Genomic DNA, 21,368 nt, shown 5'->3' on the forward strand with positions numbered 1-21,368 from the left:
CCTCCTGCTCCCAAAGCAGGCGCGATAACCGGGCTACGCTACACCCCGAAAGCGTAAAGCGGAGAGTAAGGGATTCGAACCCTTGGTACAGTTTCCCATACGCATGTTTAGCAAACATGTCCTTTCGGCCACTCAGGCAACTCTCCAAACTTAAAGAACGTGTGATTATTTAAGCGGTTGCAAATGTAACTTTCTATTCTATATTTTACAAATTATTCTGCACGTTTTTTTTGAGGTTAAATTAAAATCGTTAGCAATCAAATGTATAGCGTTTTGAAATGAAAAATAAAGCTATAAATTGATGTTTGAATTGGTATTGATACGATACTTTTTAGGCTTAATTTCAATAATATTATCAAAAATGTAATTTAGTATTTCTTGAAAATGATTAAATTCGCAACCAAATAAGATAAACCATTCCACGTCATGAATAAAAAAGTAGTTATCGTTTCAGCAGCAAGAACACCAATCGGAAGTTTTATGGGTGCTTTATCAACAGTCTCGGCGCCACATTTGGGTGCAGCTGCGATTAAAGGAGCATTAGAAAAAATCAATTTAGATCCGAATTTGGTTGATGAAGTGATTATGGGCAATGTGATTCAAGCTGGTGTTGGACAAGCTCCGGCACGTCAGGCAGCTTTGTATGCGGGTTTGCCTAATACTGTGATTGCAACGACTGTCAATAAAGTTTGTGCTTCAGGAATGAAAGCTGTCATGCAAGGCGCGCAAGCGATTATGGCCGGTGATGCTGAAATCGTTGTGGCCGGTGGTATGGAAAACATGAGTTTGATTCCACATTATATGCATTTGAGAAATGGCGTGAAATTCGGACCAACTGCAATGGTTGACGGCATGCAGCGCGACGGATTGCAAGACGCTTACGACAACAATGCTATGGGCGTTTCTGCTGACTTATGTGCTACAGAATATAAAATTACAAGAGAACAACAAGATGCTTTCGCTATTCAATCGTATGAGCGTTCTGCCAAAGCTTGGGAAGCCGGGAAGTTTGATAAAGAAGTAGTTCCTGTTGCAGTTCCTCAACGTCGTGGTGAACCGATTATGGTGACTAAAGATGAAGAATATACGAATGTGAAACTCGATAAGATTCCAACTTTGGGTGCTGTGTTTACTAAAGAAGGAACAGTTACGGCAGCAAATGCCTCGACTATTAATGATGGTGCGGGTGCGGTGATTTTGATGAGTGAAGAAAAAGCAAAAGCGATGGGATTGAAACCATTGGCTACCTTAGTGAGTTATGCTGATGCGGCACAAGAACCGAAATGGTTTACAACTTCACCGGCGAAAGCGTTACCAAAAGCTTTAGACAAAGCGGGTTTGCAATTGAGCGATGTTGATTTCTTTGAATTCAATGAAGCCTTTGCTGTGGTTGGTTTGGCGAATGCGCAGATTTTAGGATTGGATAATGATAAGATCAATGTGAATGGCGGTGCGGTTTCTTTAGGACATCCGTTGGGTTGTTCTGGTGTTAGAATTATCATTACTTTGATTAACGTATTGGAGCAAAACAATGCGAAGATTGGTGCAGCTGCGATTTGCAATGGCGGCGGAGGTGCTTCGGCGATTGTGATTCAGAGAAATTAAAAGTATTATAAATTGAATTTTAAAGGATTCGTAATTTGGAATTTAATGCCCTAGCCCTGATTGGAGGGAAAATCCTTGACATTGCGCCGTAAATATCAACAGATTGCTTCACTTCGTTCGCAATGACAAGATTGGAAGGAAAGCAGGAAATAGCTTCTAAAAAAGAAAAATATATTCATGTTTGGGATTTGTAATTTAGCCATTATTCCTTTGCGGGCGGAAGCTAGCGACCGAAGTGAAATTGTTTCACAAGTGTTGTTTGGCGAGCACTTTAAGGTTTTGGAAACATTGAAACAATGGGCTAAAGTTACGTTGCAATATGATGGCTATGAAGGTTGGATTGATGTGAAGCAGTTTCAAGCGATTTCTGAAGACCAATACAACCAGCTCAGTGAGGATGCCATTATTTTGAATTCTGATTTGGTCGAATATATTACTTCCACTAATAACTTATTGATGCCGATTCCGTTGGGTGCTTCGTTGTCGTTTTTGAATCACACTGATATTAATGTGTCGGGTTTTGATTTTGAGGGGATGCGTATTAGTGGTGTGAAACCAAAATCGAATTTGATTAATACGTCGTTTATGTATTTGAACGCTCCTTATTTGTGGGGTGGAAAAACGCCGTTTGGTATTGATTGTTCGGGTTTTACGCAAATGGTTTATAAACTGAACGGGTATCATTTGTTGCGCGATGCGTCACAGCAGGCTAAGGAAGGCGAAGCATTGAGTTTCATTGAGGAAAGTGAGCCAGGTGATTTGGCGTTTTTTGATAATGAGGAAGGAAAAATCATTCATGTGGGAATTATCATGGATGACAATTATATTATTCACTCTAGTGGTAAAGTACGGATTGATCGGTTGGATCATTTGGGAATTTACAATGCGGAAACGAATCGGCATACGCATAAGTTGAGAGTGATTAAGAAGATGATATAAAAAAGGTTATCACGGATTTCACGGATTAGCACAGATAAAATCCGTGTGAATTTGTGAAATCCGTGTCAAACAAAAAAGCCTGTCAATTATGACAGGCTTTTTCTTTGGAATTTATTGCGGAAATTATTTTCCCATTTTGGCTTTTAACGCTTTTTTCTTATCGGTCATTTCTAATGCACCGTATACGTTGAGCAATGTGGCAGCTACATCGGCATTGCCAGGTTCTAATTCGTATGCTTTTTCTAAATATGGAAGTGCGGAATTGAACATATCGTTTCTTTGTTTTTTCAATACTTCGTAGCGTTTGGTGTCTTTTTCGGAAGTTCCTAATTTATTCATTTCATCGATGATTTTTTTATCGGCATCGAGTTTCATAATCGCTAAATTGAGATAAGCACTGATGTAATCCGGTTTAATTTCGATCGCTCTTTTATAGTATTTCTCTGCTTCAACTACATCCGTTTTAGAAGCGATAACCCCTAAGTTATAGACCAAATCAGCATCGTTAGGATTTTTAGCCAAAACATCGGTAATCAATCTTTTATACGTCACAAAATCATTGAGTTCTAAATACACATTGGCCTCTGTCAACGTAATTGAAGTATCGTCTGGATTGGCTTCTCTAGCTTCCGCGAGTGCTTTTTTAGCTTCTTCGGTTTTGCCTTGTTGTACTAAAATTAATGCAATGTTTTTGTATATCTCGCCTCTTTTAGATGGAACTTTCTCATCTCTTGGATTGGTATACAATTTCAAACGCACTTTAGTATCACGATCCGCTTTTGCGGCAGCATTCGAACCGAAAAATTCTTCTTGATCATTTAAGGCATTTTTCGCAAAATAGCTCGTACCTTCTCCTGAAAAGTTTTGCTTTTTAAGATCCGCATATAAAGACAATGCTCTATCATAATCTTCAGCGTTGACCGCATAATTGGCGGCATAATACAATTTCTCCAGATCGGTTTTATCGAGTTCGTAAGCTTGATAAAGTAAATCTGAAGCTACTTTGTAATTTTTAGCAGTTCCTGCATCAACAGCAGCGTTAATCAACTGGCTTTTCATATCGGCTAATGCGGTTTTCGCATCGGCAGTATATTTCGATTTACCGGAAGTTTTTTCAACAGTCAACACTTCTTGATAGGCTTTTGCAGCACCTGAGAGGTTTTTGCCTGTTTCTACTTTTTTGTTGGCTAAATCTGCTAAAGCATTTCCTTTTACAAAATAGTATTGCGCTTTTTCAGCATCTGTAGCGCTACCAATGGTGGATTCCGCTTGAGTTAACGCAGCTATTGCTTCTGCAGAATTACCACTTTTCATTGCTTTTTCAGCAGCTTTGATCTGGTCTTTTTGAGCAAAGTTGCTAACTGATATCAGTAAGGCTGATGCGAGTATTACATATTTACTTTTCATGAAATTATATTTAATTAATTATTCGTCGTTATCTTCATCTGAATCATCAGCTTCTTCTTCGTCGTCAATTTCTACATCATCATCATCATCGTCATCGTCGTCAGCACCGTCGTCTTCGAGAATTTCCAATACCGGTTTTACTCTTTCGATGGTATCAGCAGGAATGATTTCTCCATCTTCACCAATGATTGGTTCCTCTTCAACAACATCATCTTTCATGACTTTGGCAACCGCGGCAATAGAATCATTTCCTTTGATGTTGATTAATTTGACACCTTGAGTAGCTCTACCCATGACGCGCAAATCTTCAACAGCCATTCTGATGGTTAATCCTGATTTGTTGATAATCATCAAATCATCATTGTCTGTTACCGAATTAATCGAAATTAATTTACCTGTTTTCTCAGTGATGTTAAGTGTTTTTACACCTTTTCCACCACGATTCGTAATTCTGTATTCATCCAAGCTCGAACGTTTTCCATAACCGTTTTCTGCCACCACTAAGATTTCACTACTCATGTCGTTTACGGTAACCATTCCGATGACTTCATCCGATTCGTCTTTTAAGGTAATGCCACGTACTCCTGAAGCGGTTCTTCCCATTGGACGGGTTTTGGTTTCTTCAAAACGCACTAATTTACCTGATTTTACGGCCATAATGATTTGACTTTCACCATTGGTTAATTGTGCGCCTAACAATTCATCGCCTTCTTTGATAGTAATCGCAGCAACTCCATTGACACGTGGTTTAGAATATTTTGCCAACGATGTTTTCTTCACTTGACCTTTTTTAGTCACCATTACCAAATTATGGCTATTGATATACTCTTGATCTTTGAGGTCTTGTGTACAAATGAATGCTTTTACTTTATCATCGCTTTCGATGTTGATTAAGTTCTGTAATGCTCTTCCTTTGGCCGTTTTGCTACCTTCTGGAATTTCATAAACACGCATCCAGAAACATTTTCCTTTTTGCGTGAAGAACATCATATATTGGTGGTTCGTGGCTACGAACATTTGCTCTAAGAAATCTTGGTCTCGAGTTCCTGCACTTTTCTGACCTACTCCGCCTCTATTTTGGGTTTTGTATTCTGTTAGATTTGTACGCTTAATGTAACCTGCGTGAGAAACGGTAATCACTACATTTTCATCGGCAATCAAATCTTCGATGCTTACATCACCACCTGAATATTCAATCGTCGAACGACGTTCGTCACCGTATTTGTCTTTGATTTCAAGCAATTCCGTTTTGATTAATTCCATACGAAGCTCTTTACTGGCTAATAAAGCTTTCAATTCTTCGATTAATTTCATAATATCTTCGTATTCCGCTCTTAACTTGTCTTGCTCTAAACCTGTCAATTGACGCAAACGCATTTCAACAATCGCTCTCGATTGAATATCGGAAAGTTTGAAACGTTCCATCAATTTTTCACGCGCTTCTTCGGTGTTTTTCGAACCACGAATTAATGCAATTACTTCGTCGATATTATCAGAAGCGATAATCAAACCTTCTAAGATGTGCGCTCTTTCTTCGGCTTTACGCAAATCGAATTGGGTTCTGCGCACCACTACATCGTGACGGTGCTCCACAAAATAGTGAATCAAATCTTTCAGATTCAACATTTGCGGACGACCTTTAACCAATGCAATATTGTTGACGCTGAATGAAGATTGCAATTGTGTGAATTTATATAAAGTATTCAACACGACGTTTGGAACTGCATCACGTTTTAATATGTAAACGATACGCATTCCGTTTCTGTCCGATTCGTCACGGATGTTGGCAATACCATCGATTTTTTTGTCATTCACCAAATCGGCAGTTTTCTTGATCATTTCTGCCTTATTCACTTGGTATGGAATTTCGCTAACGATGATTGATTCTCTACCATCAACTTCCTCGAAGCTCACTTTAGCGCGCATGACGATTCTTCCTCTACCGGTTTTGAAAGCTTCTTTGACACCTTCATAACCATAAATTACACCACCAGTAGGAAAATCAGGTGCTTTGATATAATTGATTAATTCATCAATCTCGATGTCATTATTATCGATGTAAGCCATCGTTCCGTTGATGACTTCGGTTAAGTTGTGTGGCGCCATATTGGTTGCCATACCTACTGCGATTCCAGAAGCACCATTAATCAATAAATTAGGAACACGCGTTGGCATTACTTTCGGCTCGTATAAAGTATCATCGAAATTCAATTGAAAATCAACCGTTTCTTTATCGATATCTGCCATAATGTCTTCCGACATCTTTTTCATTCTGGCTTCAGTATAACGCATTGCAGCCGGACTATCGCCATCAACTGAACCGAAATTCCCTTGTCCGTCAATTAATAAATAACGTAAACTCCATTCCTGGGCCATACGAACCATGGCGTCATATACGGAAGTATCTCCGTGTGGATGGTATTTACCCAAAACTTCTCCGACAATTCTTGCGGATTTTTTGTGAGCTCTATTTGAAAAAACTCCTAAATCATACATTCCATAAAGTACTCTACGATGTACAGGTTTCAAGCCGTCTCTAACATCTGGAAGTGCTCTTGATACAATTACCGACATCGAATAATCGATGTACGCTGATTTCATTTCATCTTCGATGTTAATAGGGATTAACTTTTCTCCGTCAGACATATTCTAGTTATTTTAAAAATTATATTGTGTAAAAAAATCTTGCTAATATAACCTTTCTCGAATATTTTTCGTATATAAATAAGCGGAAATTTCCTTGATTTATTAACAAAATGAGCGCGATTTTCAGTTGATAAGTTAATTTCAACAGCCTATTTTTTTTTAAATATTTTTTGTCTATTAGCTGACAGTAGTTTTATGAGGAATAGTTTTTGAAATGACTGTTTAGAATCATTAAATTTACAATACCAAACCTTAATAAATATGGATGATAATTTTTCACCAAGAGTCAAAGATGTAATTACGTACAGTAAAGAAGAAGCCTTACGTCTAGGCCACGATTTTATTGGTACGGAACATCTAATGCTAGGGATTTTAAGAGATGGAAACGGCAAAGCAATCACGATTTTAAATAATCTATCGATTGATTTAGATCATTTGCGCAGAAAAGTGGAGATATTAAGCCCAGCCAATCCTAACGTAATCGTTAGTAACGAAAAGAAAAACTTACATTTAACAAGACAAGCTGAACGCGCTTTAAAGACTACTTTTTTAGAAGCAAAAGTATTCCAAAGTACTTCTATCAGTACGGCCCACTTGTTACTTTGCATTTTAAGAAACGAAAACGACCCAACAACCAAGCTATTGAATAAACTCAAAATCGATTATGATGTAGCTAAAGAACAGTACCTCAATATGACACCAAACGAAGATAATTTTTTAGAAAACTTGCCAAAAAACGAATCGTTTAATGATGATTCTGGACAAGATGACAGTTTAAAAGAAAGCAATTTTAATAATCCTGCCAACAAATCGAATAAAAAATCTAAAACACCGGTTTTGGATAATTTTGGTAGAGATTTAACTGAAATGGCCGAAGAAGGAAAACTCGATCCAGTAGTTGGTCGTGAAAAAGAAATTGAAAGGGTTTCTCAAATCCTTAGTCGACGTAAAAAAAACAATCCTTTATTGATTGGTGAACCGGGCGTTGGTAAATCCGCAATTGCAGAAGGTTTGGCATTGCGTATTACACAAAAGAAAGTTTCCAGAATCTTATTCAATAAAAGAGTTGTAACACTTGATTTGGCTAGCCTTGTGGCCGGAACTAAATACAGAGGACAGTTTGAAGAACGTATGAAAGCGGTGATGAATGAACTCGAGAAAAACGACGACATCATTCTCTTCATTGATGAAATTCACACGATTGTTGGTGCCGGTGGTGCAACAGGTTCTTTGGATGCATCGAATATGTTCAAACCCGCTTTAGCACGTGGCGAGATACAATGTATTGGTGCTACAACTTTAGATGAGTATCGTCAATACATAGAAAAAGATGGTGCTCTCGAAAGACGTTTTCAAAAAATTATTGTAGAGCCAACTTCTGTTGAGGAAACCATCACCATTTTGAACAACATCAAAAACAAATACGAAGACCATCATAATGTAACGTATACTCAAGAAGCCATTGAAGCTTGTGTAAAGTTGACCAATCGTTATATGTCAGAACGTTTCCTTCCGGACAAAGCCATTGATGCTTTAGACGAAGCGGGATCACGTGTTCACATCACCAACATTGAAGTGCCTAAACAAATTTTAGAGTTAGAACGTCAGCTCGAAGAAGTGCGTGAATCGAAAAACTCAGTCGTTAAAAAACAGAAATATGAAGAAGCCGCTAAACTTCGTGATGATGAAAAACGCATCGAAAAAGATTTAGCTATTGCTCAAGAACAATGGGAAGAAGATTCGAAAAGCAACCGTATTGTTGTGACCGAAGACAACGTCGCTGATGTGGTTTCGATGATGACAGGAATTCCCGTAAATCGTATTGCACAAACGGAAAGCAATAAATTAGCTAAACTTCCTGAACTTATTGAAGGTAAGGTTATTGGTCAAAAAGATGCTGTTTTGAAAATCGCACGTTCGATTCAAAGAAACCGCGCCGGATTGAAAGACCCGAACAAACCCATTGGCTCGTTTATTTTCCTCGGACAAACCGGAGTTGGTAAAACACAATTGGCGAAAGTTTTAGCGAAAGAACTATTCGATTCTGAAGATGCATTAATCCGTATCGACATGAGCGAATACATGGAAAAATTCTCCATCTCAAGATTGGTCGGTGCGCCTCCGGGATACGTAGGTTACGAAGAAGGCGGACAATTAACCGAAAAAGTTAGAAGAAAACCATATTGTGTTGTGTTATTAGATGAAATCGAAAAAGCGCATCCCGATGTTTTCAATATGTTATTGCAAGTCTTGGATGACGGTTATTTAACTGATAGTTTGGGTCGAAAAATCGATTTTAAAAACACGATTGTAATTATGACTTCGAATGTCGGAGCACGTCAACTCAAAGATTTCGGTCAAGGTGTTGGTTTCGGAACTGCAGCGAAAACGGCTCAAGCCGACGAGAATTCGAAAAGCATTATCGAAAATGCCTTGAAAAAAACTTTTGCTCCGGAATTCTTAAACAGAATCGATGATGTGATTGTTTTCAACGCTTTAGAGAAAGAACACATCGATTTAATTATCGAAATTGAACTCAAAAAACTGTACGCTCGCGTAGCGGAATTGGGCTATCAATTGAATCTTTCCGACCAAGCCAAAGCGTTTATCGCAGAAAAAGGTTTCGACCGTCAGTTCGGTGCCAGACCTTTAAAAAGAGCCATTCAAAAATATGTTGAAGATACTTTAGCCGAAGAAATTATCACATCAAAAATTGGTGCCGGCGACGAGATTTTCATGGATATCGAAGAAGGCGCACAAGAACTCACCGTTAAGGTTCAAAAAGCAGAAAAGCCTGCTAAATAAATATTTCTTAGCCACGAATTTTCCAAAATTATATACTGTATAATTTTTGAATTTGTGGCTAAAATTTTATAATCATGACACAAAACAAAGTTGTCTTCGGAAGCGAAGAATGGTTTTCCTTTCCTGAATTAGGCATTCCAACCATCAAAGCGCGTGTCGATTCTGGTGCAAAAACTTCTGCATTGCACGCTATCAATATCACTCCGTTTTTGAAAGACGGTGCCAATTGGGTAAAATTTGATATCAACCCGATTCAAAACAATTTAAAAACAGTACTGCATTGCGAAGCACCACTCGTAGATAAACGCATCGTCAAAAGTTCGAGTGGTTTCAGGGAACAGCGTTATGTCATTCAAACCACTTTAGATATCGGCGATGACCGTTGGCCTATTGAAATGACATTAACGAACCGTGACTCGATGGGTTTCAGAATGCTGTTAGGTCGTGAAGCCATGAGCGGTCGTGTTCTAGTTGATCCTGAGCAAATTTATATGTTAGGTCAATCGACAACCGATAGCTTAAAAGAAATTTATAAAGACGCAGAGAAAGCAGCCACAGGACTTCGGATAGGTGTTTTAGCCAGCAATCCCGAATTGTATAGCAACAAACGCATTATGGAAGCCGGTGAAATGCGCGGGCATGAAATGCATTTTTTGAACATCAAAGAATGTTATATGAAATTGGATGCTACCAAACCAGAAATTCACTATCGTGGCGGTAAAAAACTCAATGACTTAGACGCTATCATTCCCCGTATTCGACCAAGCATTACATTTTATGGTTGTGCTTTAACCCGACAGTTTGAAGCTTTGAAAGTATATTGCTTGAATTCATCTACAGCAATTACACAATCGCGAGACAAATTATTTTCCTTGCAATTACTATTAAATCACGGCGTTGAAATTCCAACTACGGGCTTCGCCAATTCGCCTTTAGATACTGATGATTTGATTAAAATGGTTGGCGGACCACCACTAATTGTAAAATTATTGGAAGGTACTCAAGGCAAAGGTGTTGTCATTGCTGAAACCAAAAAAGCAGCAGAAAGTGTTATCAATGCATTCAAGAGTTTGAATGCCAATATTTTAGTGCAAGAATTCATCAAAGAAGCCAACGGGAAAGACATTCGTTGTTTCGTGATCGATGGAAAAGTTGTTGCTGCTATTCAGCGCGAAGCTTTGCCGGGTGAATTCAGAGCCAATATTCATTTGGGTGGAACTGCATCGATTATAAAGCCTACATCAGAAGAAAAACGAATCGCTATTAAAGCCGCCAAAGCTATGGATTTGAAAGTGGCTGGTGTCGATATCATTCGTTCTTCAAAAGGGCCATTATTATTAGAAGTGAATTCATCTCCCGGACTAGAAGGCATTGAAGGCGCTACCAACAAAGATATTGCAGGAGAAATGATCAAAGCTATCGAGAAAAATTTTAAATTAAATAAAAACAGAAACTAACTATATTTGCACCAAATAGCAAGCATACAAAACCAATGAAAAGCACCGAAGACATATTAGAAATTAACAAAAAGCAAAAAGAATTTTACAATTCAGATGCTAAAGGAAAAACCAATTTTGCCTCCACACTTTGGTCGAATTTCAGAAATGGTGCCTTGAGTGATTTCAGAAAAAAATTCGACATCAAAGACCGGGTTTATGATCAACATAAAATCTGGCTCGGCGACATGAGCGATAAGAAAATACTTGATTTAGGTTGTTTGCGCGGTAATGCTTTGTCGCTTTATATGGCAGAAAATGCGAAAGAATACATCGGAATCGATTTGAGCGATGTGGCTATTGCAAGCCTTCAAAAAAATATTGAAAAACACCATTACAAAAACGCACAAGCCATTGCAGTTGATTTTTTTTCACCTGATTTTGACCATACAGATTTCGACATTGTCTATGCTTACGGTGTGTTGCATCATTTTGAAAACTTCGATTTATTGGTTTCAAGGCTTCAAGAAAAATTAAAACCAAACGGAATTATCATTGCTTACGATCCGTTAGAAACCAGCTTTCCAATCAAAGTGCTTCGTGCCATGTATCGCCCATTCCAAAGTGATAAAGATTGGGAATGGCCGTTTACAAAATCGGTTTTAAATAAAATCAACAACAACTTTAAAATAGAGGAAATTCGCGGTGTTTTGGGAAAAAGCAAGTATGGCGTACTGTTGAATTTATTGCCATTAAATGATGCTTACAAATCGAGAGTGATTGCCAAAATGGTAGAAAAAGATTGGCACATTACGCGATTGAAAGATATTTATTCGTGTATGCACACTACGATGTTACTTCGTAAAATATAATGACTTACTTTCCTGTTATAGAGAATCCTTACCTTGATGTGATGTTGCGTAGCGTTGCAGTGTATTTCTTTATGATTGCCGCTTTGCGAATTTTTGGAAAGAAAGAACTTTCACAACTCAACACCGCCGATATCATTTTGATTTTGCTGATTAGCAATTCCGTTCAGAATGCGATGGTTGGAAGCAATACTTCATTAACCAGTGGAATCATCGCTGCTTCTGCTCTTTTCGTGATTAATTTGATTTTCAAAAAAGTGATGTTGAAATCGGGATTCATCAAGAATTTAATTCAAGACAAACCTGAAATCCTGATTCACGATGGCAAAATCGATTTTAAAAGTATAGCCAGACTTGGCATTACATCCGAAGAACTTGAAGAAGCAATGCGCGAACATGGCGTTGAACATTACAAAGACGTGAAGCTAGCCATGTTCGAAATCGACGGCAATATCAGTATCATTTCGGGAAATGAAGCTTTAAAACAAACTCGTCATAAAAGGAAGATTCATAAAACTTTGGGAAGTTTGAACAATTAATTATTCGAATATACTTTCATCAAGAAGGAAACTATTCAAAAACGCTACAGAATTTTCAATATCATAATGCAAGATTCTGTCTTCTTTGACCAATGACACTTCACTGCGGTATGATTTCAAAAACAATTCTATAAACTCACTTGATTTTAATGGGTTTCTAAACGCAATCGCTTGTGAAGCATTCATCAATTCAATCGCTAAAATGCGTTCAAGGTTATCCATGATTCTCAAACATTTTGTAGCCGCATTCGCGCCCATACTCACATGATCTTCTTGTCCGTTGGACGAAACAATACTATCAACGCTAGCTGGCGTAGCCAATTGTTTGTTTTGACTAACGATGCTCGCAGCAGTATATTGTGGAATCATAAAACCTGAATTCAATCCTGGATTATCCACCAAAAACGCTGGTAATCCTCGCAAGCCTGAAATGAGTTGGTAGGTTCTTCTTTCTGAAATACTACCCAATTCTGCTAAAGCAATACCAAGAAAATCTAAAGCCAAAGCCAATGGTTGTCCGTGAAAATTACCGCCTGATATGATGACGTCGCTTTCAATAAAAACATTCGGGTTATCCGTAACAGAATTGACTTCAGTTTTGAAAACTTTTCTCGCATAATCCAACGCATCTTTCGAAGCGCCATGCACTTGAGGAATACATCTAAAGGAATACGGATCTTGAACTTGTACTTTTTCTTGAGCCATGATTTCGCTGCCTTCTAAAAAGTCAAGTATACGCTTTGCCGTTACGATTTGCCCTTTGTGTGGGCGTATGTAATGAATCAATTCGTTGAATGGTTCTTTCCTGCCGTCGAATCCTTCGAGTGAAATTGTTGCAATCAAATCCGCCAGCCAAGAAAATTTTAATGCTTTTATTAAGATATGAACACCGTAAGCGCTCATGAATTGCGTCCCGTTGAGCAATGCCAAACCTTCTTTTGATTGCAATGTAATGGCTTCCCAACCGAACTGTTTTAATATGGCACTGGCAAGTACTTTTTCGCCTTTAAACCAAACTTCACCTTCGCCTAATAATGGCAATGATAAATGTGCCAATGGAGCCAAATCGCCTGAAGCGCCTAGTGAGCCTTGATTAAAAATAACAGGCAAAATATCATGATTGTAAAAATCAACCAAACGTTCAACAGTGATCAGTTGCACGCCGGAGTATCCGTAACTTAAAGATTGTATTTTCAAAAGCAACATCAATTTGACAATCTCCTGCGGCACGTATTCTCCGGTGCCACAAGCATGCGATTTTACTAAGTTTTCTTGTAGTTGCGACAAATTTTCATTCGAAATCTTGACATTACACAACGAACCAAAACCCGTATTAATGCCATAAATCGGATCCGCATGCGATTGCATTTTATTATCCAAATATTCGCGGCATTTCTGTATGTTGATTTTCGCTTCTTCAGAAAGAGACAACGTAAAATTTTGACTGATGATTTGCTGAATATTCTCTAATGAAAGTACATCAGAAGTGATGTAATGTATGTTCTCCATGTGGCTGTTTGATTGAAGTTTCAAAATTCCATAAACGATTGTTAAAAAGCAAGTGTTGTTGATAATATTCTATAAATAATTGAAGATTTCCCAATTTTAGAAGCTTCTGTTCCGCAAATGTCAATGTTATCAAAGCGAGAACAACTCAAAATGAAAAATTCGCAAAAATGGATTTCAATTTTTTATACTCAACTAAATTACATTACATTTGAAATTCTGAATACAAAAATGATGGCTAATAACAGTTCAAACACAAACTTCAACACTACAACCAAAACTTTGGTAGTGACTACTGTTACATCAACGACTACAACCCCGTTGGGGTAAAAAATCACATATCATCCTTTGTTTTTTGCTTCTTATGAGAAAAAGTTAAACTTGTCTTTAAAACACCTTACCTAAAATAGATTGAAAATGAACGTATTAAAATTTGGTGGAACTTCAGTAGCCAATGCCCAAAATATTAATCTTGTCCTTGATATTGTTGACAAAACCTCAAAAAGTGATAAGCTCGTTGTAGTGGTCTCTGCCTTTAGTGGTGTCACTGATTTGTTGGTTTTAGCAGCTTCGAATGCAGCGGCGAAAGACAAAAACTACAAAGAAATCGTCAACCAAATCGAAAAGAAACACAAGGAAGCCATTGAGCAATTGATTTCTTTATCCGAACAAAGCGAATTGATTGACACCATCAACAGCAACATCAATCACTTAAAAACCTTACTCGACGGTTGTTACCTTTTGGGTGAATTATCAAATCGTACCTCCGATACGATATTGAGTTTCGGTGAATTATTGTCATCCCAAATCATCGCCAAAGCTTTACAGCAAAAAAATAGTAATGCAGGTTATAAAGACAGCCGCGAAGTCATCAAAACCAACAACCATTTCGGAAAAGCAGTGGTTAATTTTGATGTAACCAATCAATTGATTGCCGATTTCTTCAAATCAACTTCCAATACCGTAACCGTAATGCCTGGTTTTATTGCTTCTTCAGAAGATGGCAACACCACAACTTTAGGTCGTGGAGGTTCAGATTATACAGCGGCGATTGTGGCCGGTGCTTTAAACTCATCGCAATTAGAAATTTGGACGGATGTTAACGGTATGTTTACTGCCAATCCAAAAATCGTAAAGCAAGCACAACCGATTGAAACGATTTCGTATCAAGAAGCTATGGAATTGTCGCATTTCGGAGCGAAAGTTTTGTATCCGCCAACGATTCAACCGGTTTTGAAGAAAAATATTCCCATTTTAATTAAGAATACATTTGAGCCAGAAGCTGCCGGAACCTTGATCACATCTACCGTTAGCGGCAAAGAAAATCCAATCAAAGGAATATCTCATATCGATAAGATTGCTTTGCTTACACTCGAAGGTTCTGGAATGATTGGTGTTTCAGGTTCATCAAAACGTTTGTTTGAAGTATTGTCGCAGGAAAGTATCAATGTGATTTTTATTACACAAGCTTCTTCTGAGCATTCGATTTGTATTGGTATATTAAATTCTGATGCTGATAAAGCCGAAGTTTCGATTAATAAAGCATTTGAACTCGAAATCGCCCAAAACAAAATCGATCCATGTATTGTTGAAAAAAATCTTTGCATCGTAGCATTGGTTGGTGAAAGTATGAAAAACCATCAAGGCTTGAGCGGTAAAATGTTCAGCACTTTAGGAAAAAACAATGTCAACATTCGCGCGATTGCGCAAGGTGCTTCTGAACGCAATATTTCTGTCGTGATTAACGAGCGAGATGTCAAGAAAGCACTCAATACTTTGCACGAACGTTTCTTTGAAGACAACACCAAACAGTTGAATTTATTCGTCATGGGCGTTGGAAATGTAGGCGAAAAATTCATCGATCAAATCCACCAACAAAAGAAATTTTTGAAAGACAATTTAAAAATCAACGTGCGTGTGATTGCCATTTCGAATTCAAGAAAAATGCATTTTGATGAAGAAGGCATTGCATTGAAAGATTGGGCAACATTAATAGAAAACGGTGAAACCGCCAATAAAGACAACTTCATTTCTAAAGTAAAAGACCTCAATTTGCGCAACAGTATTTTCGTTGATATTACAGCCAATGAAGCGATTGCGAATACTTATGATCAATATTTAGAAAAGAATATCGCTGTTGTAACGTGTAATAAAATTGCGTGTTCATCAGCTTATGATAATTACAGTAACTTGAAACAATTGTCGCGAAAATACAATGCGCCATTTTTGTTTGAAACCAACGTTGGTGCCGGTTTACCAATCATCGATACATTGAAACATTTGATTGCTTCGGGTGATAAAATCAATAGAATCAATGCCGTTTTATCAGGAAGTTTGAATTTTATTTTTAATAATTTTAGTGAAACTTATAACTTTCACGATGTAGTTAAAGAAGCAGGTGTTCAGGGCTTTACAGAACCTGACCCGAAAATTGATTTAAGCGGCGTTGATGTGGCTCGCAAGATTTTAATTCTAATTCGCGAAAGCGGTTACGAAATGGAAATGGAAGACATTCAAAACAATTCGTTCTTGCCTGTTGAATGTATGAATACAACGAATAATGAAGACTTCTTCAAATCGTTAATCAAACATTCCAGTCATTTCGAAAACCTATTAGCCGAAGCCAAACAAAAAAACAGTCGACTCAAATTCGTAGCTTCTTTTGAAAACGGTAAAGCTAGCGTTGGATTGCAATTCATCCCTTCAGACAGTCCGTTTTACAATCTAGAAGGAAAAGACAATATTGTGCAATTTTACACCGACCGTTATATCGACCAACCTTTATTAATCAAAGGCGCCGGAGCCGGAGCCGCAGTTACAGCTTCTGGAATTTTCGCGGATGTTGTTCGAATTGGAAATGTGTAAAATAAGGTGCTAAGGCACTAAGGTTCTAAGGTACTAAGGCCTCAGAACCTTAGACCCTCAGAACCTCAGAACCTAAAATATGGAAATAAAACTCTTCTGCCCAGCCACAATCGCCAACCTTTCGTGCGGCTTCGATGTCATGGGATTATGCCTTGACGGTGTTGGCGACGAAATGATCATTCGAAAATCGGATATAAAAGGCATTCGCATCACCAAAATCGAAGGTGCTGATTTGCCTTTGGAAACTGAAAAAAATGTTGCCGGTGTGGCAGGTTTGGCATTGCTAAAGGAATTGAATATTGATTTTGGATTTGAAATCGAAATCTATAAAAAAATCAAAGCTGGTAGCGGTATTGGAAGCAGTTCAGCAAGTGCAGCCGGTGCCGTTTTCGGAATTAATGAACTTGCCGGCAAACCATTTACCAGAAAGGAACTAGTGCAATTCGCGATGCAAGGTGAAGTTTTAGCCAGCGGAAGTGCGCACGCAGACAACGTAGCTCCTGCCCTTTGCGGTGGATTTACGATCGTCAGAAGTTCCAATCCTTTGGATATTATTAGAATTGAAAGCCCGAGTGAATTGTATGCAACAGTAATTCATCCACAAATAGAATTGAAAACTTCTGAAATGCGTGCGGTTTTACAACCGATGGTTTCTTTAAAAAGCGCTATTACACAATGGGGCAATGTCGGTGGATTGGTTGCCGGATTGTATACCAGCGATTATGATTTGATTGGTCGCTCTTTACATGACGATATCGTTGAACCTTTGCGCGGCAAATTCATTCCGCATTTTGATCAAGTGAAACAAGCTGCATTGGATAATGGTGCTTTAGGTTCGGGAATTTCAGGTTCCGGCCCATCGATTTTTGCGTTGAGTAAAGGAATCGATACTGCGCAAAAAGTAGCTGATGCAATGCGTAGTATATTTGATGGAACGGGGATTCCATATGAAATCCACGTTTCAAAAATTAATTCTGAAGGTGTAAAAATAATCTAACACAGATTTCACGGATTTACACGGATGAAAAAATCTGTGATAATCCGTGAAATCCGTGTTTAAAATATACAGTATGAAATATTATAGTTTAAACCACAATACTCCCAAAGTTTCATTTCAAGAAGCCGTAATTCAAGGATTGGCGCCTGATAAAGGTTTGTATTTTCCGGAAAGTATTGCAAAACTTGACACTGATTTTTTCAACAACATTGAGAATTTAAGTAATGAAGCAATCGCTTATGAAGCCATCCGTCAATTTGTTGGTGATGAAATTCCAGAAGCCAATCTCAAGCAAATTATTGCTGAAACTTTGTGTTTTGAATTTCCAACGGTAAAAGTCGAAAATAATATTTATGCTTTGGAGTTGTATCACGGACCAACCATGGCATTTAAAGATGTTGGTGCGCGGTTCATGTCGCGTTGTTTGGCTTATTTCAATCAAGATAAAAAAGACAATAAGAATACTGTGCTCGTTGCTACTTCCGGTGATACCGGAGGTGCTGTCGCGAGTGGTTTTTTAGGCGTTGAAGGTGTTGATGTAGTGATTTTATATCCGTCGGGAAAAGTCAGTGATATTCAGGAACGACAGCTCACAACATTGGGTCAAAATATTAAAGCGCTTGAAGTCGATGGTGTTTTCGATGATTGCCAAGACATGGTCAAAAAAGCTTTTTTGGATGAAAGCTTAGAGTATAAAAAACTGACTTCCGCAAATTCTATCAATATTGCACGTTGGTTGCCGCAAATGTTTTACTTTTTCTTTGCGTACAAACAATTGAAATCACAAAACAAGCCGATGGTTTTTTCTTGCCCGAGTGGGAATTTTGGAAATATCTGCGCCGGCATTATGGCCAAGAAATTAGGATTGCCCATTGAACATTTTGTTGCTGCCACTAACGTGAATGACACAGTGCCGCAATTTTTGGTTACCGGAAAATACGAACCGAAGCCATCGAAAGCCACCATTTCAAACGCTATGGATGTTGGAAATCCGAGCAATTTTATCCGCATTCAGGAATTGTATAACAACGATTTGAATGCCTTCAAAAAAGATTTTACTTCGTTTTCTTATGACGATGAAACTACAACTCAGGCTTTAAAAGACATTTATAAAAACTCAGGATATATTGCCGAACCTCACGGTGCTGTAGGTTATTTGGGATTGAAAAAAGAAATGCAAAATCATCCTGATGCGATTGGAATTTTTCTAGAAACGGCGCATCCCATAAAATTTCTTGATATTGTTGAACCGGTTTTACAGATTGAACTGCCGATTCCAACGCAGATTGAAAGTGTTTTGAATAAAGAAAAAATTAGTGTGAAGATTAAAACTTACGTTGCACTCAAAGCGTTTCTACAAAGTTCCTAAACTCAAATAAGCTCTTCCTATATTGGCAATAATATCGGAGGCGATAAACGATTGATAGCCCATTTCGGGCATCGCAATATCGGCTGTTTTTCCGTGTAAGTAGACACCCAGAATTGCTGCGTCAATTGGTGTGTAAGATTGTGCCAGTAAACTCGTAATGATTCCTGTCAATACATCGCCACTTCCGGCTGTGGCTAGTGCCGCATTTCCAGTGGTATTTTGATAGATCATTTCGTCGTTGATGATTTTGGTTGGTGCACCTTTGACCACAATAATCAAATCGTATTTAACACAGAAATTAACTGTTTTTTGCAATTTTTGATTTTCTGTATCCCATTTTCCGATAAGTCTTTCAAGTTCTTTAAGATGTGGCGTTAGAATCGTTTTGGGTTTTAGTAATGAAAGCCAATCCGGATTTTGTGCAATACAGTTTAAGGCGTCAGCATCGATAACTAATGGAATTTGATTGGTTTTAAAAAATTCGTACAGCGCCTTTTGAGTTTTAGGCTTCTGCCCTATTCCCATACCGATTCCGATGGCTTGCGGTTCGATTTTGAAATTGATGTTGAAAATGTATTTTTCTTCTGAATCTGTGATGACCATGACTTCCGGAATAGCAGTTTGGATGATGTCATAACCACATTTAGGAATGAAAGCGGTTACCAATCCACAGCCGGTTTTGAGTGCGGCTTTTGAAGCTAGACTTACGGATCCCATTTTGCCGTAGCTTCCACCGATGATTAGTGCGTGACCTTGCAGGCCTTTGTGGGTTTTGGGTTGCATCGGTTTGTATCGTTCGACAACTTCTTTGTGACGGATTGGAAATGGACGACTCATAAGATTGCTATTGAAAGTTATTCGTTAAAATTACAACATTTTTGATTGGAAACGTGTTGCCCTAGCCCCGATGGCAACGATATCCTTTTGTGCCGGCGTTCGGCGCAAAAGATTTACCTCACTTTACTTTTATTTTATTTGTGTTCGGTGAATGCTTTGCATTTAGTGGACAGCGGGAAGTAGCTACTGAAATAAATTCAGCATAAATCCTAAAAAATAATCCGTTTTTTACATTTTTGGGCCTTATAAATTGAGATTTTTTGAATAAATTAGCGGCTTTAAATTTAATTCCACACCAAAATGAAAAACACAGCGCTTACCCATATCCACGAAAGTCTTGGAGCTAAAATGCTTCCGTTTGCCGGTTACAATATGCCGATTTTATATGAAGGTGTCAATGCCGAGCACGAAACGGTGCGCAATGGCGTTGGTGTTTTCGACGTGTCGCATATGGGTGAATTTTTGTTGACGGGAGAAAATGCTTTGGCGTTGATTCAGAAAGTGACCTCGAACGATGCATCGACTTTGACGATTGGGCGAGCTCAGTATTCTTGTTTGCCGAATCGCGATGGTGGAATTGTGGATGATTTGATTGTGTATCGCATGAAGGAAGACCAGTATTTGCTTGTGGTGAATGCTTCGAATATTGATAAAGATTGGGAATGGATTTCGAGTTTCAATGATATGAATGTGGAAATGCGGAACCTTTCGGATGATTATTCGTTGTTGGCGATTCAAGGGCCTAAAGCGGTTGAAGCGATGCAGTCGTTGACTTCGGTTGATTTGAGTTCGATTGCTTATTATCATTTTGAAGTCGGCCCTTTTGCCGGTGTTGACTATGTAATTATTTCTGCGACTGGTTATACAGGTTCGGGTGGATTTGAAATTTATTGCAAAAACTCGGAAGTAGAAATGGTTTGGAATAAAGTTTTTGAAGCAGGAAAGGCTTTTGGAATTAAGCCGATTGGTTTGGCGGCGCGTGATACGTTGCGTCTCGAAATGGGATTTTGCTTGTATGGCAATGATATTAATGATAATACTTCGCCATTAGAAGCCGGTTTGGGTTGGATTACGAAATTCAATAAAGATTTTGTGAATTCGGAAAGTTTGAAAAAGCAAAAAGAAAAAGGTGTTTCTAGAAAACTCGTAGGTTTTGAAATGCAAGAACGTGCGGTGCCGCGTCACGATTATGAAATTGTGGATGCGAACGGCAATGTGATTGGTGTTGTGACTTCGGGTACAATGTCGCCTACTTTAGGAATCGGAATTGGCTTGGGTTATGTGACTGTAGCGCATAGTGCGGTGGATAGTGAAATTTATATTAGAATTCGTAAGAATGATGTCGCTGCGAAAGTGGTGAAGTTGCCTTTTTATAAGAAGTAAAGGGAGTTGCTGAGATACTTAGTTGCTGAGTGACTGACCCGAGCGAGTATTGCGATGCGACACGAGGCTTTAGCCGAACTGGCGAAGCAATTGTATGGAGCGTAGCGGAGTAAGTTGCTGAGTTTTGAGAATTGATTTAAAAAATTATTTTTGCACTATAAATAA

General features: G+C 38.3%; 15 protein-coding genes and 1 tRNA gene. 11 read left to right on the top strand and 5 right to left on the bottom strand.

Translation table 11 applies throughout. From position 1 onward, the window contains the following. Window positions 1–59: 59 nt before the first annotated feature. Window positions 60–146: transfer RNA gene (locus RMO03_RS05400), tRNA-Ser, on the bottom strand. Between the two features lie 280 nt (window positions 147–426). On the opposite strand from RMO03_RS05400, the gene RMO03_RS05405 reads away from it, so the two are divergent. Then, window positions 427–1,605 carry an acetyl-CoA C-acyltransferase gene (locus tag RMO03_RS05405; protein ID WP_309641070.1) on the top strand — a complete coding sequence of 393 codons (1,179 nt, stop codon included), beginning with the start codon at window positions 427–429 and terminating at the stop codon, window positions 1,603–1,605. A gap of 177 nt (window positions 1,606–1,782) precedes the next feature. After that, window positions 1,783–2,544, top strand: coding sequence for a C40 family peptidase (locus tag RMO03_RS05410; protein ID WP_309641071.1), 762 nt, complete (start codon window positions 1,783–1,785; stop codon window positions 2,542–2,544). 123 nt (window positions 2,545–2,667) lie between these two features. On the opposite strand, the gene RMO03_RS05415 is transcribed toward RMO03_RS05410, so the two are convergent. Further along, window positions 2,668–3,951 (bottom strand): tetratricopeptide repeat protein, encoded by a 1,284-nt coding sequence (locus tag RMO03_RS05415; RefSeq protein ID WP_309641072.1) that lies wholly within the window; start codon window positions 3,949–3,951, stop codon window positions 2,668–2,670. Window positions 3,952–3,969: 18 nt separating this feature from the next. Continuing rightward, on the bottom strand, window positions 3,970–6,597 hold the full coding sequence (gene gyrA / locus RMO03_RS05420) for a DNA gyrase subunit A (RefSeq protein WP_309641073.1): 2,628 nt from the start codon (window positions 6,595–6,597) through the stop codon (window positions 3,970–3,972). 261 nt (window positions 6,598–6,858) lie between these two features. Between gyrA and RMO03_RS05425 the strand changes: the two genes are divergently transcribed. The 4 genes from RMO03_RS05425 to RMO03_RS05440 all read left to right on the top strand — a co-directional run bounded on the left by RMO03_RS05425 (window position 6,859) and on the right by RMO03_RS05440 (window position 12,246). Further along, window positions 6,859–9,402 carry an ATP-dependent Clp protease ATP-binding subunit gene (locus tag RMO03_RS05425; protein WP_309641074.1) on the top strand — a complete coding sequence of 848 codons (2,544 nt, stop codon included), beginning with the start codon at window positions 6,859–6,861 and terminating at the stop codon, window positions 9,400–9,402. 74 nt (window positions 9,403–9,476) lie between these two features. Continuing rightward, entirely contained in the window at window positions 9,477–10,859 is a 1,383-nt protein-coding gene (gene rimK, locus RMO03_RS05430) for a 30S ribosomal protein S6--L-glutamate ligase (protein WP_309641075.1), read from the top strand. Window positions 10,860–10,894: 35 nt separating this feature from the next. After that, window positions 10,895–11,710, top strand: coding sequence for a class I SAM-dependent methyltransferase (locus RMO03_RS05435; protein ID WP_309641076.1), 816 nt, complete (start codon window positions 10,895–10,897; stop codon window positions 11,708–11,710). Beyond that, window positions 11,710–12,246: a YetF domain-containing protein gene (locus RMO03_RS05440; RefSeq protein WP_309641077.1), complete on the top strand. Its 537-nt coding sequence runs from the start codon at window positions 11,710–11,712 to the stop codon at window positions 12,244–12,246. Before RMO03_RS05435 ends, RMO03_RS05440 begins: the two co-directional genes overlap by 1 nt. Here RMO03_RS05440 and hutH read toward each other — a convergent pair whose 3' ends face one another. Then, window positions 12,247–13,755, bottom strand: a complete 1,509-nt coding sequence (gene hutH, locus RMO03_RS05445; protein ID WP_309641078.1) for a histidine ammonia-lyase — start codon at window positions 13,753–13,755, stop codon at window positions 12,247–12,249. It abuts the gene before it with no gap. A 150-nt stretch (window positions 13,756–13,905) separates the two neighbouring features. Here hutH and RMO03_RS05450 point away from each other — a divergent pair, with 150 nt between their 5' ends. The 4 genes from RMO03_RS05450 (at window position 13,906) to thrC (ending at window position 18,983) form a co-directional block, all read left to right on the top strand. Then, complete coding sequence (locus RMO03_RS05450; protein WP_309641079.1) at window positions 13,906–14,082, top strand: hypothetical protein; 177 nt, start codon at window positions 13,906–13,908, stop codon at window positions 14,080–14,082. A gap of 87 nt (window positions 14,083–14,169) precedes the next feature. Next, window positions 14,170–16,617, top strand: coding sequence for a bifunctional aspartate kinase/homoserine dehydrogenase I (gene thrA, locus RMO03_RS05455; RefSeq protein WP_309641080.1), 2,448 nt, complete (start codon window positions 14,170–14,172; stop codon window positions 16,615–16,617). Between the two features lie 79 nt (window positions 16,618–16,696). After that, window positions 16,697–17,614 carry a homoserine kinase gene (locus RMO03_RS05460; protein WP_309641081.1) on the top strand — a complete coding sequence of 306 codons (918 nt, stop codon included), beginning with the start codon at window positions 16,697–16,699 and terminating at the stop codon, window positions 17,612–17,614. A gap of 73 nt (window positions 17,615–17,687) precedes the next feature. Beyond that, window positions 17,688–18,983 carry a threonine synthase gene (gene thrC / locus RMO03_RS05465; RefSeq protein WP_309641082.1) on the top strand — a complete coding sequence of 432 codons (1,296 nt, stop codon included), beginning with the start codon at window positions 17,688–17,690 and terminating at the stop codon, window positions 18,981–18,983. Here thrC and RMO03_RS05470 read toward each other — a convergent pair. Further along, on the bottom strand, window positions 18,969–19,820 hold the full coding sequence (locus RMO03_RS05470) for an NAD(P)H-hydrate dehydratase (RefSeq protein ID WP_309641083.1): 852 nt from the start codon (window positions 19,818–19,820) through the stop codon (window positions 18,969–18,971). The two genes, thrC and RMO03_RS05470, sit on opposite strands and share 15 nt — an antisense overlap. 300 nt (window positions 19,821–20,120) lie before the next feature. Between RMO03_RS05470 and gcvT the strand changes: the two genes are divergently transcribed. Continuing rightward, window positions 20,121–21,203 carry a glycine cleavage system aminomethyltransferase GcvT gene (gcvT, locus tag RMO03_RS05475; protein WP_309641084.1) on the top strand — a complete coding sequence of 361 codons (1,083 nt, stop codon included), beginning with the start codon at window positions 20,121–20,123 and terminating at the stop codon, window positions 21,201–21,203. Window positions 21,204–21,368 lie beyond the last annotated feature (165 nt).

It is taken from the genome of Flavobacterium sp. (assembly GCF_031411595.1).
Lineage (GTDB): Bacteria > Bacteroidota > Bacteroidia > Flavobacteriales > Flavobacteriaceae > Flavobacterium.

What these genes read in the sequence shown, in the direction of transcription:
- rimK (WP_309641075.1), top strand. Translation starts at nt 9,477, where the DNA reads ATGACACAAAACAAAGTTGTCTTCGGAAGCGAAGAATGGTTTTCCTTT.
- RMO03_RS05470 (WP_309641083.1), bottom strand. Translation starts at nt 19,820, where the DNA reads ATGAGTCGTCCATTTCCAATCCGTCACAAAGAAGTTGTCGAACGATAC.
- hutH (WP_309641078.1), bottom strand. Translation starts at nt 13,755, where the DNA reads ATGGAGAACATACATTACATCACTTCTGATGTACTTTCATTAGAGAAT.
- thrA (WP_309641080.1), top strand. Translation starts at nt 14,170, where the DNA reads ATGAACGTATTAAAATTTGGTGGAACTTCAGTAGCCAATGCCCAAAAT.
- RMO03_RS05440 (WP_309641077.1), top strand. Translation starts at nt 11,710, where the DNA reads ATGACTTACTTTCCTGTTATAGAGAATCCTTACCTTGATGTGATGTTG.
- gyrA (WP_309641073.1), bottom strand. Translation starts at nt 6,597, where the DNA reads ATGTCTGACGGAGAAAAGTTAATCCCTATTAACATCGAAGATGAAATG.
- thrC (WP_309641082.1), top strand. Translation starts at nt 17,688, where the DNA reads ATGAAATATTATAGTTTAAACCACAATACTCCCAAAGTTTCATTTCAA.
- gcvT (WP_309641084.1), top strand. Translation starts at nt 20,121, where the DNA reads ATGAAAAACACAGCGCTTACCCATATCCACGAAAGTCTTGGAGCTAAA.
- RMO03_RS05425 (WP_309641074.1), top strand. Translation starts at nt 6,859, where the DNA reads ATGGATGATAATTTTTCACCAAGAGTCAAAGATGTAATTACGTACAGT.
- RMO03_RS05405 (WP_309641070.1), top strand. Translation starts at nt 427, where the DNA reads ATGAATAAAAAAGTAGTTATCGTTTCAGCAGCAAGAACACCAATCGGA.
- RMO03_RS05410 (WP_309641071.1), top strand. Translation starts at nt 1,783, where the DNA reads ATGTTTGGGATTTGTAATTTAGCCATTATTCCTTTGCGGGCGGAAGCT.
- RMO03_RS05460 (WP_309641081.1), top strand. Translation starts at nt 16,697, where the DNA reads ATGGAAATAAAACTCTTCTGCCCAGCCACAATCGCCAACCTTTCGTGC.
- RMO03_RS05415 (WP_309641072.1), bottom strand. Translation starts at nt 3,951, where the DNA reads ATGAAAAGTAAATATGTAATACTCGCATCAGCCTTACTGATATCAGTT.
- RMO03_RS05450 (WP_309641079.1), top strand. Translation starts at nt 13,906, where the DNA reads ATGAAAAATTCGCAAAAATGGATTTCAATTTTTTATACTCAACTAAAT.
- RMO03_RS05435 (WP_309641076.1), top strand. Translation starts at nt 10,895, where the DNA reads ATGAAAAGCACCGAAGACATATTAGAAATTAACAAAAAGCAAAAAGAA.